Below are 14,957 nucleotides of genomic sequence, written 5' to 3'. Positions count from 1 at the left end.
CCGTCCAGTTCTTCAGCCGCATCCCCGTGGCCGGACGTCTGGCGGCCTGGGTGGGCTGGAGCCCCGAGATGCAGCGTGCCAGCGCCGCACATCTGCCGGGCGTGGGCTGGCTGGTGGGCCTGTGGGCCGCGCTGCTGCTGGGCCTGCTGCTCTGGCTGCTGCCGGCAAGTCCCTGGTCTGCGCTGGCGGCGGCGCTCATCAGCACCGCCGGCACGCTCTGGCTGACCGGCGGTTTCCATGAGGACGGCCTGGCCGATGTCGCGGACGGCCTGGGCGGCCTGGTCCCGCCCGTGCGCGCGCTGGAGATCATGAAGGACTCGCGCATCGGTGCCTATGGCGTGATGGCCCTGCTCATGTCCCTGCTGACCAAGGTGGTGCTGATCGCCCTGCTGCTGTCCGTGATGCAGCCGTTCTGGGGGCCGGGGCCGGTGCTAATCCTCGTGTGCTGCATTCACGTGCTGTCACGCTTTGCGCCGCTGGTGCTGATGCACAGCCTGCCCCATGTCGGCCTGGCCGCGAGCAGCAAGACCCTGCATATCGCGGGCCAGCAACTGGGCTGGCAAGGGCTGCTGACCGGCGGCCTCTGGTGCCTGCCGGCACTGGGCCTGCTGGGCTGGCTCGGCGTCTGGAGCTTTGTTCCCAGCCTGCTGGCGGCCATGCTGGTCACCACCTGGCTGCTGCAGCGCTGGCTGCGCAAGCGTCTGGGCGGCATGACGGGCGATTGCCTGGGCGCTTGCCAGCAGCTCAATGAACTGGCGCTGCTGCTCGCCAGCTGCATCTATCTGCGCCAGTTGCAGGCATGAAAACACTATGGCTGGTGCGCCACGCGCGCCCCTTGATCGACACCGAGCGCTGTTATGGCCGCCTCGATGTCGCCGCCGATGCACAAGCCACCAGGCAGGCCGCACTGGACTTGCTGCCATCTCTGATGCCCCTGCATGGCCAGCTGCAGATCCGCCATTCGCCGCTAAAGAGATGCAGGCAGCTGGCGCTGGATCTGCAGGCACTGGAACCCGATTTCGCCTCCACCCCCGACGGCAGATTGCTGGAAATGGATTTCGGCCACTGGGAAGGCGTGCGCTGGAATGACATCGGCGAAGCCGCCGTCGGTGCCTGGGCGCAGGATCTGGCGCTGCACGCACCCGGCGAGGGCGAATCCCTGGCAGACATGCTGCAGCGCGTCCATGAGGCGCTGCAAGACGCCGCCGCCGGCGACAGCGAGCACATGGTCTGGATCTGCCATGCGGGCGTGGCGCGCTGCGCGCAATGGCTGCTGCAACATGGCCGCCAGCTGCCGCAAAGCCATGAATGGACCTTGCCGGCACCCGCCTATGGACAGTGGCTGCGGCTTGAACTCAGTTGAATGACGCCATGGGCGGCCTGGGCAGTTGCAGCACCATGCTGGTCGGCCCGTTGGCGGGGCCCAGTCGCGCTTCGCGCGCCGCCAGGGATTGCAGAATCACCCCCTCCTCCACGGCTTCACCCACGCGCACGGCCTTGCTGCCCTTGCCTTCCACAGCAATCACGGCAGCACCGCCACCGGTTTCATGGCCGGCCAGCACCCCCAGCAGCGCATAGCGGCTGGCCACCGGAGCGGCCACGGCGGCGGTGGGCGCAGCGACCGCACCCAAAGCCTTGGCCATGGCCTGGGGATTGGCCTGCAGCGGCTGCGCAGGCACGACCGAGGGTAAAGGCTCACTGGCGCGCCCGACGAACCGGAGTGTCCAGAACACCACCACCGCGGCGGCAATCGCCCACAGCAGCATGGTGGCGAGCTTGACCCGCATGGAAATGCCTTGGCCTGGGTTGAAAGATTGCGTTCGCATTCGACGATTATGATGGCGCAATACTGCATTTTTCCTACAGTCCTCCATGAGCACCAACTGTCGCCATCCGCTGTCTGCTATTCGCCACGCCGCATCGCGCGGCTTTACCCTCATCGAATTGATGGTGGTGCTGGTCATCATCGGCGTGCTGGCGGCCCTGATCGTGCCCAATGTGCTGGATCGCGCCGACGATGCCCGCGTGACCGCCGCCAAGACCGATATCGCCAATATCAATCAGGCACTCAAGCTCTACCGCCTGGACAACCAGCGCTACCCGACAGCAGAGCAGGGTTTGCAGGCGCTGGTGGCCAAGCCCACCACCGGCCCGGCACCTCAAAACTGGAAGCCGTACCTGGAAAAGCTGCCCAATGATCCCTGGGGCAATCCCTATCAATATCTGAATCCCGGAGTGAAGGGCCCCATCGACATCATGTCCTTTGGCGCTGACGGCAAGGCCGGCGGCGAAGGCAAGGATGCGGATATCGGCTCCTGGCAATGAGCGTTAAAGCCCCCATGTTCCCTCACTGCCTGTGGTCGCTGCCCCCCAAGGGGGCACCGACCGGCATTCACCGACTTTTGCCTTGGGGCGGCCTGGCGACAAAGCCCGCCCACCGCTTAGCCACTTGCCCCATCAACGCATAACTGCAGAGTCAAGTACCTCTCATGCGTCGCCTCACACATGCTGGCTTTACCTTGCTGGAGTTGCTGGTGGTGATTTCCATCATGGCGCTGGCGACGGCGGGTGTGAGCCTTGCCATGCGCGACAGCGGGGAGCAGCAGCTCGAGCGCGAAGCCCAGCGCCTGGCCACGCTGCTGGAGTCGGCACGCGCCCAGGCCCGCACCAACGGCACGCTGGTGGTCTGGCGGCCCCTGCCGCAGGGCTTTCGCTTCGAGGGCCTTCCGGCCAACGTCAAGATGCCCACGCAATGGCTGCAGACAGCCGTGGTGGTGCAACCCGCCACGCCCGTGGTGCTGGGGCCGGAGCCGCTGATTCCGAGGCAGAGCATTACGCTGTCGCTGCCCGGCAGCCGCTCGGCGCCGCTGCGCCTGGCCACCGATGGGCTGCGCCCGTTCAGCATTCAAAGCCTGCAGGTGGCGCCATGAGGCCCGCCCTGCAGCAACGCGGCTTCACGCTGATCGAAGTGCTGGTCGCGGTCGGCATCGTCGGAGTCACCCTGCTGGCCGGCCTCCAGGCGAGCAGCGCCCTGACGCGCAATGCCCAGCGCCAGTCCGAGGTCATCCTGGCCCAGCTCTGCGCGCAGAACGAGCTGGTGCGGCTGCGCCTGTTCAACCAGATGCCGGCGGTCGGCGACTCCACCATCCAATGCCAGCAGGCCGGCCGGCAGATGCAGGTACAGCTCAGCGTGCGTCCCACGCCCAACCCCAGCTTCAGGCGCGTGGACGCGCAGGTATTTTCCGAAGCGACAGCGGTGCTGCGCGTCTCCACCATCGTCGGCCGATACTGAACCATGGGCAGCATGCGCAAGAAAGACAAAGGCTTCACGCTGATCGAGCTGCTGGTTGCCCTGGCCGCCATGGCCCTGCTGTCCCTCATGAGCTGGCGCGGCATCGACGGCATGCTGCGCACGCAGGAGGTGACGCGCGAGCAAGGCGAGCAGCACGCCGTCATGCAGACCGTGCTGGCCCAGTGGAATGCCGACCTCAACGCCCTGATGCCGCTGCAGGGACGACAGGTGCTGGACTGGGACGGCCAGGTGCTGCGCCTGACACGCAAGACCAGCGCCGCCATCGACAACGGAGCGCTCGTCGTGGCCTGGAGCCGTCGCAATGTGGATGGACGGCCCCAATGGGTGCGCTGGCAATCGCTGCCCGCGCGCACGGCCAGCGAATGGAACGATGCCTGGAACCAGGCGGGCCAATGGGGCCGCAATCCCTCCAGCGACCAGATGCGCCGCGAAACCGTGCTGATACCGCTCGATCTCTGGCGTGTCTACTACTACCGCAGCAATGCCTGGACCAACCCGCAGTCCAGCGATCAGGGCGGCGATGACGGCAGCGGCGTCGGCAGCGATGGCAATGCCGTGCTGCCCACGGTGCCTGACGGCATACGCATCGAGCTGACCCTGCCACCCGGCCGCGCTCTCTACGGCCTGATGACAGTGGACTGGGTCAACCCGCTGCGCTCCAACTCACGATCATGAAATCCCCCCCGAGCCGCTTCGCACCCTCCCCCCTGGGGGACCGCCCCATCGCTGTGCGGCAGCCCCTGTTCGGGGTTTGCGGCTTGGGGCGCGCCAGTGTCAGACGTGCGCGCCAGAGCGGCGCAGCGCTGCTGGCGGCCATGCTGACGGTGGTGCTGGTCGCCACCCTGGCCTCGGCCGCGCTCTGGCAACAGTGGCGCGATGTGGAAATCGAGACCGCGGAGCGCAATCGCGTGCAGGCCAACTGGTTGCTGCTGGGCGCGCTCGATTGGTCGCGCGTGGTGCTGCAGGAAGACTCGCGTGCCAACCGCAGCAACCCGGTCGACCATCTGGGCGAGCCCTGGGCCGTGCCGCTGCAGGAAGCGCGCCTGTCGACATTCCTGGCTGCGAAAAACAATGTCAGCCAGGTGGACGACGGCCTTGCCGGCATGCAGGACGCATTTCTCTCGGGAGAGATGGTGGATCTGCAGTCGCGACTGAATCTGCGCAATCTGCTCAGCGGAGCCGATTCGAGCGTGAAGGAGGAAAACCTCAAGCCTTATCAGCGCCTGTTCGAACGCCTGGGTCTGCCCGGCAGCTCCGTCATGCAGATCGCCACGGCCTTGCAGCAAGCCATGCGCGGCAAGAGCCAGTCCGCGCCGCTGATGCCGCGCACGGTCGGACAGCTGGGCTGGCTGGGCGTCGATCCACGGGTCATCGCGCGCATCGAGCCCTATGTAACGCTGCTGCCCGAGCGCACCCTGGTCAACATCAACACGGCCAGTGCCGAGGTTCTCTGGGCCAGCACCGAGAATCTGGACTGGGCTCGCGCCAACCAGCTGGTGCAACTGCGCGACGCCTCGCCTTTCAAGTCCCTGAGCGCTGCCGCTGCGGCCATCGGCCTGACCGGCGTCTTCAGCAGTGCCACGCACTCCGTGACCACCAGCTATTTCGAGGCCCGCGGTCGTCTGCGGCTCGGGGAAAATGTCTTGAGTCAACGTTCGCTGCTCCAGCGCAAGGACATGAGCGTCAATACCTTGTGGCAGGAGCATGCAGACTGGGGGATGCCCTCAATTGCCAGGCACTGACACCCCGATGTCACACTGACCCCCTAGAATGCTGCATCTTCCCCATGAGCACATTGCTAATACAGCTGTCGGCGAAGCCCGCCAACTTCGCCACGGAATATCTCTACGTCCTCAGCGATGATGGCCAAAGCGTTCAGCGCAGCGGTCAGGCTGCGGCGTCGCTGCTGCCGGCCACAGGCCGCACGACCCAGGTCACCGCCGTCATCCCGGCCGCCCAGCTGTCCTGGCACCGCGTCACCCTGCCTCCGGGCCTGAATCTGCAAGGCCGCCGCCAGCAGCGCCTGCGCGCCGTGCTTGAAGGTTTGCTGGAGGAAAAGCTGCTCGACGAGCCGGCCGCTCTGCATCTGGCTCTGGACGCTGGCCCGGTCGCTGGACAGTCCTGCTGGGTGGCGGCCTGTGACAAGAGCTGGCTGCAATCCCATCTTCAGGCTCTGGAGCACCACGGCCATGCCGCCAGCCGCCTGGTGCCCGAGCAGTGGCCCAGCAGCCATCCGCAGCTGTTGCTGTCGGGCGACGGCCTGCAGCCCCAGCTCAGTATCACCGGGCTGGATGCACAGACCGGCCTCGTCGCCCTTCCCCAGAAAGCGGATGCCAGCCTGCTCCAGTCCCTGCTGGCGCGCCTGCCCGAGGACCTGCCGGTGCTGGCCGAGCCCCATCTGGCACGCATTGCGGAGGCCCTGCAGCGCCCGGTCACCATCTTCACGGCCGCCCAGCGGCTGCTGCAGAGCCATGGCTATGCCGGCGATCTGGCCCAGTTCGACCTGGACCTGGGTGGCGGCACCCGCGCCAGACGCCGCCTGCTCGATGCCTGGCATGGCTTTGCCAAAGCCCCGCAATGGCGCGCTGCGCGCTGGGCCGCAGGCATTGCCATCGTGGCCCAGCTGATCGGCCTCAATGCCTGGGCCGTCAAGGAAAATCGCGCCATCGCACTGCGCCAGCAACAGGCCAAGCAAGTGCTGCAGACCACCTTCCCGCACGTGCCCGTGGTCATTGATGCCCCGGTGCAGATGCAGCGCGAACTGGAGTTGCTGCGCAGCAACTCCGGCGCCCTGTCGCCCGGCGATCTCGAGGCCCTGCTGGCTGCCAGCGCCGGCATCCAGGGCGTTCAGAACGCCAGAAGCCTGCAATATCAGGACCGGCAGCTGCGCATCTCGGGCCTGGACCTGAGCCCCGAGGCGCTGAGCGATGCACAGCAGAGTCTGGAGGCCGGCGGCTATCGGCTGCAGCGCGAAGCCGCAGACCTGGTTCTCAGTGCGAAGGCTCAGCCATGACGCAGAAATATGCCCTGAAAACCCCATTGGCGCCGTTGCGCCAGCGCTGGAGCTCCCTGGCTCCGCGCGAACAGAATCTGCTGCTGCTCGCCGCCAGCGTCGTACTGCTCGCCCTGCTCTGGTGGCTGGCATTGGCACCGGCGCTGCACAGTCTGCGCACCGCCCCTGCGCGCCATGCGGCAGCAGAGCTCGAGCTGCAGAACATGCTGCAGATGCAGGCCCAGGCCGAGCTGCTGCGCCAGCAACCGCAGGGCAGCGGCACCGATGCACGAGCCCAGCTGGAACAGTCGCTCAAGACCGAGCTGGGCAACAGCGCCCAGTTGCAGTGGCTGGGCAACCGTGCCCAGGTCAGCCTGACAAATGTCGCCGCGCCCGCCCTGGCCCGCTGGCTGGGTCAGGTGCGCGACAACAGCCATGCTTCGGTGGCCGAAATGAAGCTCAACCGCATCCTCGGCGACACCGCCGATGGCGCGGCCGTCACGCGCTGGAGCGGCAATCTGCTGCTCGATCTGCCCGGCAGCATCGGCGCACCGAACTGAGCCCGGCCATGAACCTGTCCCGCCCACGTCCCGTCAGCCAGGCCTCGCGCAGACCGCGCGAGGCGGGGGATGCGCGTTCGCCCGGCCGCTGGGCTGCGGGCGGAGCCTTGATGGGCGCCCTGCTGACGGTGCTGGTCCAGGCGCCGGCCGCCTGGCTGGCCGCCGGCGTGCAATCGCTCAGCGCCAACCAGATACAGCTGCAGGAGCCGCGCGGCACGCTCTGGCACGGCTCGGCCAGACTGGTGCTGACCGGCGGCAAGGACAGCCAGGACCAGAGCAGCCTGCCTACACGCCTGAACTGGACACTGCAGCCCGGCCTCGGCGGCGCCAGCATCAGCCTGCACAGCGCCTGCTGCACGGACACGCCGATACTGGCACAGTTGCATCCGGGATGGAACACCATGACGGTGCGCTTCAAGGACAGCGTGCTGCAGCTGCCTGCCGACATGCTGGCCGGCCTGGGCACGCCCTGGAACACCGTGGCCCTGCAGGGCCAGCTGCGCCTGTCCACCGTCGGACTGTCGCTGCAATACCGTGCCGGACGGGCCACCAGCCAGGGCCTGACGCGGCTCGAAGCCCTGGCCGTATCGTCGAGGCTGTCCCCGCTCAAGCCCCTGGGCAGCTACCGCCTCGACATCCTGGGAGGAGACAATGCCCAGCTGAACCTGAGCACGCTCGGCGGCGACCTGCAGCTCAGCGGGCAGGGTCAATGGGTGGGCTCGCGCCTGCACTTCACGGGTGAAGCCTCTGCCAGCCCAGAACGCGAAGCCGCCCTGTCGAATTTGCTCAACATTCTGGGGCGCCGCCAGGGTGCGCGCTCCATCATCACCTTTGGTTGACCCATGACTCAGCATTCACGCACCGCCTGGCAAAACACACTGCATTCGATCGCTGTTGCCTCGCTTGCCGTCTGCCTTTCAGCACCTGCTCATGCTCAAAACCAGAGCGGACAGGCGAATGCCACTCCTAGTTTGCGACCCGGCGAGCCGGTCACGCTGAACTTCACCAATGCCGACATCGAAGCCGTGTCGCGCGCCATGGCTGCCATCACCAATCGCAACGTGGTGGTGGATCCGCGTGTCAAGGGCCAGATCACCCTGCTGACCGACAAGGCCGTTTCGCCGGCCACGGCCTACCAGCAGTATCTGGCGGCGCTGCGCATGCAGGGCTTCACGGTGACGGAGTCGGCGGGCCTGTTCAAGGTGATTCCCGAAGCCGATGCCAAGCTGCAGGCCAGCGAGGTCGCCATCGGCCAGGGCGCACGCGGCAGCCAGGGCGGCGGGGGACAGATCGTCACGCAGATCTTCAAGCTCAACTACGAGAACGCCAACAACCTGGTGCCCGTGCTGCGGCCGCTGATCAGCCCCAACAACACCATCAACGTCAACCCCGGCAACAACTCGCTGATCATCACCGACTACGCGGACAACCTGCAGCGCATCTCGCGCATCATCGCCAGCACCGATGTCTCCAATGCCACCGATGTGGAAGTCATCGCGCTGCGCCATGCCGTGGCCGCCGATATGGTGGCTCTGGTCAACCGCCTGATGGAAGGGGGCTCGGCCACCGCCGGCGGCGTGATCCAGGCCGGAGCCGGCGCTGCCGCCTCAGGTCAGTCGGATACCAGTTTCCGCACCTCCATATTGGCCGAGCCGCGCAGCAACTCGGTGCTGATCCGTGCCGCCAACCCCGCCAAGCTGTCGCAGATCCGTTCGCTGATCGCGCGTCTGGACCAGCCGGCCATGACGGGCAATGGCGACGACGGCAACATCCATGTGGTGTATCTGAAGAACGCCGACGCTGTGTCGCTGGCGGCCACGCTGCGCGCCGCCATCAACGCCCAGACCAGCGCCAGCACGGCCCTGGGCGGCCAGCAGGGCATGACGCCAGCCGCCGGCTCGAATTCCGGCGCGGCCAGCGCCCAGCCCGTGATTTCCCGTGGCACGGACGGCAGCGCCACCATGGGGCTGGGCGGCGGCAACAGCGGCCCCAGCTCCCGCTTCGGCACCGCCCAGCAACCTTCCACGGGCGGCATGATCCAGGCCGATCCGACGACCAACTCGCTGATCATCACGGCCCCCGGCCCCCTGTACCGCCAGCTGCGTACCGTCATCGACAAGCTCGACGGCCGCCGTGCCCAGGTGCTGATCGAGGCGCTGATTGTCGAAGTCTCCGCCGACAAGGCCGCCCAGCTGGGCGTGCAGTGGAGCTCGGTGATCCGCAACAACGGCCGCGTGCTGGGCGTGCTCGGCAACGGCACGTCCATCAGCGGCATCTCCAACATCTTCGGACTGTCGGGTGCCGTGGGCAATCTGGTCAACGGCACGCCCCTCACCGACAGCCAGGCCTCGGCGATCGGTAGCATGAAGGGCATGAATCTGGGCATCACGCAGAGCGTCAACGGCAACACCAGCCTGGGCGCACTGGTCAATCTGATGCAGGGGGACGGCGACACGAACATTCTGTCCACGCCCAACCTGATGACGCTGGACAACGAGGAAGCCAGCATCATGGTGGGCGAGAACGTCCCCTTCCCCACCGGCTCCTACACCAACACCACGGGCACCGGAGGGGCGGTCAACCCCTTCACCACCTACGAGCGCAAGGACGTGGGCACGCTGCTCAAGATCCGTCCGCAGATCAACGAGAACGGCACCATCAAGATGGCCGTCTACCAGGAGAACTCGGCCGTCAAGCAGGGAACGGCGAATGCACAGTCGGGTGCCACCACCACCAAGCGCTCCATCGAGTCGAATGTACTGGTCGAGGACGGCGCCATCGTGGTGCTTGGAGGCCTGATTGCCGATGAATACAGCCAGAGCCAGGAGCGCGTGCCGCTGCTGGGCGACATCCCCTTGCTGGGCAATCTGTTCCGCAACACCAGCCGAGCGCGCAAGAAGACCAATCTCATGGTGTTTCTGCGCCCCACCGTCCTGCGGGACGCCAACTCCACCAGCCAGCTCTCGCAGGACCGGTATGAGTCCATCCGCGGCATGCAGCAAACCGTGCAGCCCGACCCCAATCTGCTGATGCGCAACGTCGGCTCCGCGCCCTTGCTGCCCGCCTCCAGCGGCGCAGCGCCGGTGCCGGCAGCCAATGTGGTCATTGTGCCAGGCGCCAAGCCCGAGATCGTGGATTTCACCCGCCCGGGCCAGCCCACGGTGGACGGCCAGCCCGTGACCGTGACGCCCGCCCCCCTGCCGGCGGGTACCCTGTAAGCAAAGGCCCGGCATGCGCTATCCCCTGCCCTACGGCTTTGCCCGCAGCAGCCAGCTGCTGATCGAGGATGACGGCCAGGAGCCTGTGCTCTGGCATGGACCGCAACCCGACTGGGCGGCCATCGCCGAAGTGCAGCGCAAGCATGCGGTGCAGCGCTGGCAACTGCTGGACAGCGGCGCGCTCGCCCATCGCATCAGCGCGGCCTATGCGCAAAGCGACTCCAGCGCCGCCATGGTGGTCAGCGAGGTCGAATCCGATGCCGATCTGACGCGCATGATGCAGGAGCTTCCCGCCGTGGAGGACTTGCTGGAAACCGCCGACGATGCCCCCATCATCCGCATGCTCAACGCACTGCTCACACAGGCAGCGCGCGACGGTGCCTCGGACATCCATATCGAGCCCTATGAGCGCCACTCCAGCGTGCGCTTTCGCGTGGACGGCGACCTGCGCGAGGTGGTGCAGCCCAACCGAGCCCTGCACGCCGCCCTGATCAGCCGCCTGAAGATCATGGCCGACCTGGACATTGCCGAGAAACGCCTGCCCCAGGACGGGCGCATCAGCCTGCGTCTGGGCACGCGGGCCATCGACGTGCGCGTCTCCACCCTTCCCAGTGCCCACGGCGAGCGCGCCGTGCTGCGTCTGCTGGACAAGAGCGAGAGCAAGCTCAGCCTGCAAGCCGTGGGCATGGGCGGCGAGACGCTCCGGCGCTTCACCCATCTGACAGCACAGCCGCACGGCATCGTGCTGGTAACCGGGCCCACGGGTTCGGGCAAGACGACCACGCTCTATGCCGCGCTGCAGCGCATGGACGCCAGCCACAGCAACATCATGACGGTGGAAGACCCCATCGAATATGAGCTGGCCGGCGTCGGCCAGACCCAGGTCAACGCCAAGATCGAGCTGACGTTTGCCAAGGCCTTGCGCGCCTTGCTGCGCCAGGATCCGGATGTGATCATGATCGGCGAGATCCGCGACTTCGAAACGGCGCAGATCGCCATCCAGGCTTCGCTGACAGGCCACCTGGTGCTGGCCACGCTGCACACCAATGATGCGCCCAGTGCCGTCACCCGCCTGATCGATATGGGGGTCGAGCCCTTCTTGCTGTCTTCCTCGCTGCTGGGAGTGCTGGCACAGCGCCTGGTACGCAAGGTCGACCAGAGCGAGCCCAGCGGCTACCGCGGCCGCACCGGCATCTTCGAGCTGCTGGTCGTGGACGACGCCATCCGTGCCCAGATCCATCGCGGGGCCAGCGAGGCCGAAATCCGCGAGACCGCCATGGCCGCCGGCATGCAGCTGATGCGCGAGGATGGCGAACGCCTGGTGCGCGAAGGCGTCACCACGCAAGCCGAAGTCATGCGCGTCACGCGGGACTGAGTGGCCCGCGACTCACTGGTGCCGGCACCGCAACGCCGGCCCCGCTCCCAGCCACCCCGCGCAATCGGCCTGCGACCTGGCGGGCTATTTAGGCATGGCCTCGTTCAGCACCGGTCATTGAGCCTTTGCCAGAATCGTTGTCATGCTTGAAAACCTTCGCACCTCCGTCCAGCCCCATGGCGGCGATCTGTTTCTGCTGCTGATCGCCCTGGCTCTCATCAGCCTCGCCGTGCTGTTCAACCTCAAGGCCCGCCTGCCCGTGGACCAGTTGCGCCGCGTGATCCGCATGGCGGCGCTGGTGGCCTTGCTGGGCTCGGTATTCGCCATGCAGGCCGGCAGCACCTATTACGCCATGGCCGCCGTGCTGTTGGCCTGGGGGGTTCTGGTCGGCATTGTTTTCGGACGTGAAATCGGCCGCAGGCGCTGACCCCGCAATCTCGGCAAGCCATCCCAACCCAATGGATCTATCGCCATGAAATCCCTGAACAACGTCAAGCTGTCCATGCTGGACCTGGTCGCCGTGCGCGAAGGCGGAACGGTGGCCGATGCCCTGCAGATTGCCGTGCGCACCGCGCAGCAGGCTGAAAAGCTCGGCTTCACCCGCTACTGGCTGGCGGAGCACCACAACATGCCGGGCATTGCGAGTTCGGCCACGGCCGTGCTGATCGGTCACATCGCCGGTGCCACGCAGAAGATTCGTGTGGGATCGGGCGGCATCATGCTGCCCAACCATGCACCGCTGGTGGTGGCCGAGGCCTTCGGCACCCTGGCCGAACTCTACCCGGGCCGCATCGACCTGGGCCTGGGCCGCGCGCCGGGCACCGACGCAGCGACCATGCGCGCCCTGCGCCGCGACCGCGTGGAGACCGAGGAGGACTTCCCGCGCGACGTCCAGGAGCTGCAGCGCCTGCTGGGCGATCACCAGGATGGAGCCCGCATCATCGCCATGCCCGGTGCCGGCACCCACGTTCCTATCTGGCTGCTGGGCTCCAGCCTGTTCTCGGCCCAACTGGCTGCGCACATGGGTCTGCCCTATGCCTTTGCCTCGCACTTTGCCCCGCGCATGCTGCACCAGGCCCTGGCCATCTACCGTCAGACCTTCAAGCCCAGCGCCACGCTGGCCAGGCCTTACGCGATTGTCGGCGTGCCCGTGATTGCAGCCCCCAGCGATGAAGAGGCCCGGTTTCTGGCCAGCAGCACCTATCAGCGCGTGCTCGGCATTCTGACCGGCAACCGCACCCGCCTCATGCCCCCGATACCGGACTTCTGGGAGCAGCTGGATGGGCGCGCCCAGGCGGCGATTGCCGATTTTCTGGCCGTGGGCGTCATCGGCGGCCCGGATACCGTGCGCCAGGGACTGCAGAATCTGGCCGACGAGACCCAGGCCGATGAATTCATGATCGTCAGCGATGTCTATGACGCCGAGCGGCGCCTGCGCAGCCTGGAGATCACGGCTGGCGCCATGAACGCCGCCTGAGCGGTCCTGGCCGCTCGCGCTGCGCAGGCGGAGAACGCGCAGGGATAAGGACAAACCGGCGTTGAGCGCGTGAGAGCATGCCAAACTCCTGGGTCGTTCACCTCCGAAGTTTGCCCATGAGCCGCTCCGCCCGCCTGCTGCAATTGCTGGATACGCTGCGCCGCGCCCGTCAGCCGCAGACCGGGCCAGAGCTGGCCCAGGCGCTGGGCATCAGCCTGCGCACGCTGTACCGCGATATCGCCACCTTGCGCACTCAGGGCGCCGACATCCTGGGCGACCCCGGCATAGGCTTCGAGATGCGGCCCGGCTTTCTGCTGCCGCCGCTGATGTTCAACGCCGACGAGCTGGAGGCCCTGCTGCTGGGCGCTCGCTGGGCCAGCCTGCAGGCCGATCCGCAACTGGCCCAGGCCGCCACCGCCGCCATGGACCGCATCCGTTCGGCATTGCCACTGGAGCTGCGCATTGCCGTCGACACCAGCGGCCTGCTGGTTCCCAATATGCAGAACGACCCGCCGCCCGAGCCCTGGCAGGCCGCGCTGCGCCGCGCCATCCGCGCCGAACACAAGGTCGTGCTGCACTACCGGGACCAGCACGGCGTACCGAGCCAGCGCCGGGTCTGGCCGTTTGCCATGGCCTACTTCGAGCGCAGCCGCGTGGTCTCGGCCTGGTGCGAGTTGCGCCAGGCCTTTCGCCACTTTCGCGCCGACCGCGTGGACGCGCTGGAGGATCTCGGAGAACGCTATCCGCAGCGACGCCAGGTGCTGATACAGCGCTGGCTGGACGAAACCGGCTACACGCTGGATTGAACGGCGCTGCTGACAGAAACTGTCAGCCCCCGCTCCTACATTGGCTGCATGGCGTTTTTGCCATGTCCCAACAGCCCGCCAAGGAGAGCCGCAATGTCCACACCTCAACAGCCCAAGCTGCGCTTTTTCAGCAACCCCAGATCACGCGCCCGCATGGTGCGCTGGATGCTGGAGGAATGCGGTGCCGACTATGAAACCGTTGAGCTGGAATTCGGGCCCGAGATGAAGTCGCCCGAGTACCTGTCAATCAACCCCATGGGCAAGGTCCCGGCGCTGCAGCATGGCGATGCCGTGGTCACCGAGACCGGAGCCATCCTCGCCTATCTGGCCGAGCTTTTCCCCGAGAAAAGACTGGCCCCGGCGATGGGCAGCCCGGAGCGCGCCAGCTACTTTCGCTGGCTGTTCTTTGTCGCCGGGCCGGTGGAGGCCGTCACAACCGCCCGCAACGAAGGCTGGCTGCAATCGCAAACTCATCAGCAGGCCATAAGCGCAGGCTTTGGCCGCTTTGACGATGTATTGAACACCTTGCTGCATGCGGTGGCCGGCAAACGCTATGTCTGCGGCGACCACTTCACGGCCGCCGATCTGTATCTGGCCAGCTATATCGGCTGGAGCATGATGGACGGCAGCTTGCCCAGGCGACCCGAATTCGAGGCCTATGCCACGCCGCTGCTGCAGCGTGCAGCCTCGGTGCGCGCCGACGAGATCGACGGCGATATGCAGGCCGCCGCCATGGCGCCAGTTGTTTAAGGTTTGGACCCGCAGCGCTTGCCAGTCAAGCACAGGGCCAACAAAACCTATAGCAAACTGCTGCAGACCGCTCAGCGCGCGAGGTAACCGCCGTCGACCGGGTAATAAGCGCCCGTGACAAACGACGCGCGGTCACTGGCCAGCCAGGCCACCAGCTCGGCGATCTCCTCGGGTTGGCCCAGGCGTCCCATGGGATGGGCCGCCACCAGCGCCGCATGCGTGGCCCGGTCCTGCTCCAGACCGCTGATCATGGGGGTCTGGATGAATCCCGGCCCCACGGCGTTGACGCGCACGCCCCGGGCGGAGTATTCGAGCGCTGCGGCCTTGGTCAGTCCCAGCACGCCATGCTTGGCGGCCGTATAGGCCGCCGAGTTGGCAAAGCCCACGGCACCGAGGATGGACGCCATATTGATGATGGAGCCGCCGCCGCCCTGCAGCATGGCGGCGATCTGGTATTTGCAGGCAT

18 protein-coding genes are annotated in these 14,957 nt (G+C 66.7%); 16 read left to right on the top strand and 2 right to left on the bottom strand.

From position 1 onward, the window contains the following. Both E2583_RS24400 and E2583_RS24395 read left to right on the top strand, forming a co-directional pair. The coding region (locus E2583_RS24400; protein ID WP_291599501.1) for an adenosylcobinamide-GDP ribazoletransferase at window positions 1–803 on the top strand (803 nt) is incomplete at its 5' end. Continuing rightward, window positions 800–1,363, top strand: a complete 564-nt coding sequence (locus tag E2583_RS24395) for a histidine phosphatase family protein (RefSeq protein WP_291599499.1) — start codon at window positions 800–802, stop codon at window positions 1,361–1,363. The genes E2583_RS24400 and E2583_RS24395, both read left to right, overlap by 4 nt. On the opposite strand, the gene E2583_RS24390 is transcribed toward E2583_RS24395, so the two are convergent. Next, the gene (locus E2583_RS24390) at window positions 1,356–1,826 is read right to left on the bottom strand and encodes a general secretion pathway protein C (RefSeq protein WP_291599498.1); all 471 of its coding nucleotides are present in this window, start codon (window positions 1,824–1,826) and stop codon (window positions 1,356–1,358) included. The genes E2583_RS24395 and E2583_RS24390 overlap by 8 nt on opposite strands. A 46-nt stretch (window positions 1,827–1,872) precedes the next feature. Between E2583_RS24390 and gspG the strand changes: the two genes are divergently transcribed. From gspG to E2583_RS24320, 14 genes are all read left to right on the top strand, one after another. Next, the gene (gspG, locus tag E2583_RS24385; protein WP_291599496.1) at window positions 1,873–2,325 is read left to right on the top strand and encodes a type II secretion system major pseudopilin GspG; all 453 of its coding nucleotides are present in this window, start codon (window positions 1,873–1,875) and stop codon (window positions 2,323–2,325) included. 164 nt (window positions 2,326–2,489) lie between these two features. Beyond that, entirely contained in the window at window positions 2,490–2,930 is a 441-nt protein-coding gene (locus E2583_RS24380; RefSeq protein WP_291599494.1) for a prepilin-type N-terminal cleavage/methylation domain-containing protein, read from the top strand. Then, the gene (gspI, locus tag E2583_RS24375; RefSeq protein WP_291599493.1) at window positions 2,927–3,292 is read left to right on the top strand and encodes a type II secretion system minor pseudopilin GspI; all 366 of its coding nucleotides are present in this window, start codon (window positions 2,927–2,929) and stop codon (window positions 3,290–3,292) included. The genes E2583_RS24380 and gspI overlap by 4 nt, the downstream gene beginning before the upstream one ends. 3 nt (window positions 3,293–3,295) lie before the next feature. After that, entirely contained in the window at window positions 3,296–3,988 is a 693-nt protein-coding gene (locus E2583_RS24370) for a prepilin-type N-terminal cleavage/methylation domain-containing protein (protein WP_291599491.1), read from the top strand. After that, window positions 3,985–5,055, top strand: coding sequence for a type II secretion system minor pseudopilin GspK (gspK, locus tag E2583_RS24365; RefSeq protein WP_291599490.1), 1,071 nt, complete (start codon window positions 3,985–3,987; stop codon window positions 5,053–5,055). The genes E2583_RS24370 and gspK overlap by 4 nt, the downstream gene beginning before the upstream one ends. Before the next feature lie 44 nt (window positions 5,056–5,099). Continuing rightward, the gene (gene gspL, locus E2583_RS24360) at window positions 5,100–6,326 is read left to right on the top strand and encodes a type II secretion system protein GspL (protein WP_291599488.1); all 1,227 of its coding nucleotides are present in this window, start codon (window positions 5,100–5,102) and stop codon (window positions 6,324–6,326) included. After that, a complete protein-coding gene (gspM, locus tag E2583_RS24355; protein WP_291599487.1) occupies window positions 6,323–6,865 on the top strand; it encodes a type II secretion system protein GspM in 543 nt (180 codons plus the stop codon). Before gspL ends, gspM begins: the two co-directional genes overlap by 4 nt. Before the next feature lie 8 nt (window positions 6,866–6,873). Beyond that, window positions 6,874–7,704, top strand: a complete 831-nt coding sequence (gene gspN, locus E2583_RS24350) for a type II secretion system protein N (RefSeq protein ID WP_291599485.1) — start codon at window positions 6,874–6,876, stop codon at window positions 7,702–7,704. A 3-nt stretch (window positions 7,705–7,707) separates the two neighbouring features. Then, entirely contained in the window at window positions 7,708–10,083 is a 2,376-nt protein-coding gene (gene gspD / locus E2583_RS24345) for a type II secretion system secretin GspD (RefSeq protein ID WP_291599484.1), read from the top strand. Window positions 10,084–10,096: 13 nt separating this feature from the next. After that, window positions 10,097–11,458 (top strand): ATPase, T2SS/T4P/T4SS family, encoded by a 1,362-nt coding sequence (locus tag E2583_RS24340; protein WP_291599481.1) that lies wholly within the window; start codon window positions 10,097–10,099, stop codon window positions 11,456–11,458. A 142-nt stretch (window positions 11,459–11,600) separates the two neighbouring features. Further along, entirely contained in the window at window positions 11,601–11,885 is a 285-nt protein-coding gene (locus E2583_RS24335) for a hypothetical protein (protein ID WP_291599480.1), read from the top strand. Window positions 11,886–11,930: 45 nt separating this feature from the next. After that, complete coding sequence (locus E2583_RS24330) at window positions 11,931–12,935, top strand: LLM class flavin-dependent oxidoreductase (protein ID WP_291599479.1); 1,005 nt, start codon at window positions 11,931–11,933, stop codon at window positions 12,933–12,935. Between the two features lie 116 nt (window positions 12,936–13,051). Continuing rightward, complete coding sequence (locus E2583_RS24325) at window positions 13,052–13,741, top strand: YafY family protein (RefSeq protein WP_039049554.1); 690 nt, start codon at window positions 13,052–13,054, stop codon at window positions 13,739–13,741. A gap of 93 nt (window positions 13,742–13,834) precedes the next feature. Further along, window positions 13,835–14,491, top strand: coding sequence for a glutathione S-transferase family protein (locus E2583_RS24320; protein ID WP_043003597.1), 657 nt, complete (start codon window positions 13,835–13,837; stop codon window positions 14,489–14,491). Window positions 14,492–14,562: 71 nt separating this feature from the next. Here the strand turns inward: E2583_RS24320 and E2583_RS24315 are convergent. Then, window positions 14,563–14,957: SDR family oxidoreductase (locus tag E2583_RS24315; RefSeq protein ID WP_291599476.1), on the bottom strand; the 395-nt coding region annotated here is incomplete at its 5' end.

The organism is Comamonas sp. (assembly GCF_009360615.1).
Classification (GTDB): Bacteria; Pseudomonadota; Gammaproteobacteria; order Burkholderiales; family Burkholderiaceae_C; genus Comamonas.
Note: the sequence above shows the minus strand (reverse complement) of the source record. Positions and strands in the feature narration are given on the sequence as shown.

Excerpts from the sequence above, each read along its gene's own strand:
- E2583_RS24335 (WP_291599480.1), top strand. The coding sequence starts at position 11,601 with ATGCTTGAAAACCTTCGCACCTCCGTCCAGCCCCATGGCGGCGATCTG.
- gspK (WP_291599490.1), top strand. The coding sequence starts at position 3,985 with ATGAAATCCCCCCCGAGCCGCTTCGCACCCTCCCCCCTGGGGGACCGC.
- E2583_RS24330 (WP_291599479.1), top strand. The coding sequence starts at position 11,931 with ATGAAATCCCTGAACAACGTCAAGCTGTCCATGCTGGACCTGGTCGCC.
- gspM (WP_291599487.1), top strand. The coding sequence starts at position 6,323 with ATGACGCAGAAATATGCCCTGAAAACCCCATTGGCGCCGTTGCGCCAG.
- E2583_RS24320 (WP_043003597.1), top strand. The coding sequence starts at position 13,835 with ATGTCCACACCTCAACAGCCCAAGCTGCGCTTTTTCAGCAACCCCAGA.
- gspI (WP_291599493.1), top strand. The coding sequence starts at position 2,927 with ATGAGGCCCGCCCTGCAGCAACGCGGCTTCACGCTGATCGAAGTGCTG.
- E2583_RS24395 (WP_291599499.1), top strand. The coding sequence starts at position 800 with ATGAAAACACTATGGCTGGTGCGCCACGCGCGCCCCTTGATCGACACC.
- gspG (WP_291599496.1), top strand. The coding sequence starts at position 1,873 with ATGAGCACCAACTGTCGCCATCCGCTGTCTGCTATTCGCCACGCCGCA.
- E2583_RS24370 (WP_291599491.1), top strand. The coding sequence starts at position 3,296 with ATGGGCAGCATGCGCAAGAAAGACAAAGGCTTCACGCTGATCGAGCTG.
- gspN (WP_291599485.1), top strand. The coding sequence starts at position 6,874 with ATGAACCTGTCCCGCCCACGTCCCGTCAGCCAGGCCTCGCGCAGACCG.
- gspL (WP_291599488.1), top strand. The coding sequence starts at position 5,100 with ATGAGCACATTGCTAATACAGCTGTCGGCGAAGCCCGCCAACTTCGCC.
- E2583_RS24380 (WP_291599494.1), top strand. The coding sequence starts at position 2,490 with ATGCGTCGCCTCACACATGCTGGCTTTACCTTGCTGGAGTTGCTGGTG.
- gspD (WP_291599484.1), top strand. The coding sequence starts at position 7,708 with ATGACTCAGCATTCACGCACCGCCTGGCAAAACACACTGCATTCGATC.
- E2583_RS24390 (WP_291599498.1), bottom strand. The coding sequence starts at position 1,826 with ATGCGAACGCAATCTTTCAACCCAGGCCAAGGCATTTCCATGCGGGTC.
- E2583_RS24340 (WP_291599481.1), top strand. The coding sequence starts at position 10,097 with ATGCGCTATCCCCTGCCCTACGGCTTTGCCCGCAGCAGCCAGCTGCTG.
- E2583_RS24325 (WP_039049554.1), top strand. The coding sequence starts at position 13,052 with ATGAGCCGCTCCGCCCGCCTGCTGCAATTGCTGGATACGCTGCGCCGC.